Source organism: Iodobacter arcticus, assembly GCF_042664895.1.
GTDB classification, from domain to species: domain Bacteria; phylum Pseudomonadota; class Gammaproteobacteria; order Burkholderiales; family Chitinibacteraceae; genus Iodobacter; species Iodobacter arcticus.
Genome location: NZ_JBHTBQ010000029.1, coordinates 1 through 1,041, shown reverse-complemented (window position 1 = coordinate 1,041; position 1,041 = coordinate 1). Strand labels below are relative to the sequence as shown.

Annotated in this window: 1 protein-coding gene; it reads right to left on the bottom strand. The window is 51.6% G+C overall.

The annotated features are described in order from the left end of the window. Positions 1-14: 14 nt before the first annotated feature. Positions 15-953 (bottom strand): IS1595 family transposase, encoded by a 939-nt coding sequence (locus ACFQNF_RS13795; protein ID WP_380188521.1) that lies wholly within the window; start codon positions 951-953, stop codon positions 15-17. Positions 954-1,041: the final 88 nt, after the last annotated feature.

The window sequence follows — 1,041 nt, the reverse complement described above, 5'->3', positions numbered from 1 at the left end:
CCTGATTATGTCTCTTACTCAGTTAATCGCCCTCGCGGGCAAGGCTTAGCAATGAGTAAGGCATGCAGCATGCGGGGAATAAGGGCGCATAAATCAAAACGCCTATTAAATCGGTACTGCATTTCCGCCAAATAGCGGCCAGCATATTTACTGTATTTGAATGCATGGTAGGTGCCCGATTGCGCCGTTTTTAAATTCCCCAGCATCACATTAAGCCATTTGAATGCGTCAATCTCCGTTCCGGCCTTACCTTTGGGCGCTTGGACGACTCGGTGCTTAAATCCCAATTGCCGCACTACTTCAAAACCGATCAGACCGTCCGAAGTCACCGTGCTCCCCGGTGCCAAAGCCCTTTCTGCCCAAGGCTTGAGCGCTTCGAACGAAAAGCCTTGCACCGGATCAAAACGCAGCCGATGAGGATGCCCATCACGCATTTCGACCGCAGCTACAAAAGCGACCTTATTTTCAGAACCACGCCCGCGCTTGCCTCCATTACGCTCGCCGCCAAGATATGCGTCATCAATCCGAACGTCTCCACTCAAGGGGCGGTCTGACTCACGCTGGCGCATTGCCTCCATCAACTTATGTTTCAGCAACCATGCGGCTTTCCAGGTCATACCCAGTTGGCGGCGCAGCGATAAAGCCGCGATATCGGTTTTCAATTGCGTCACCAGATAAATAGCCAGAAACCACTTCGTCAGGGGGAGTTGCGACTGGTGCATCATGGTTCCTGCCGTCAAACTGGTTTGGTGCGAACAATGACAACAATCCCATATGCGAGTTTTGCCGCGTATAAATGTGCTGGCATTTTGTCCATGACATTTTGGGCAGCGAAACCCTTGTGGCCAGCGCGCTTTTTGCAATGCGGCTTCGCACTGCTGCTCTGTGCCGTACAACTGGATGAACTCAGGCAAAGACAAGCCTTTTTGCATCTGGATGCCATTGATGGGCATGATCCACCTCCGCAAAATAGAACGTTCGTTCACTTTACGCCGCGCGAATGGCTAAATCAAGGGTTCCTGAGCAAGAGACATAATCAGG

Excerpts from the sequence above, each read along its gene's own strand:
- ACFQNF_RS13795 (WP_380188521.1), bottom strand. The coding sequence starts at position 953 with ATGCCCATCAATGGCATCCAGATGCAAAAAGGCTTGTCTTTGCCTGAG.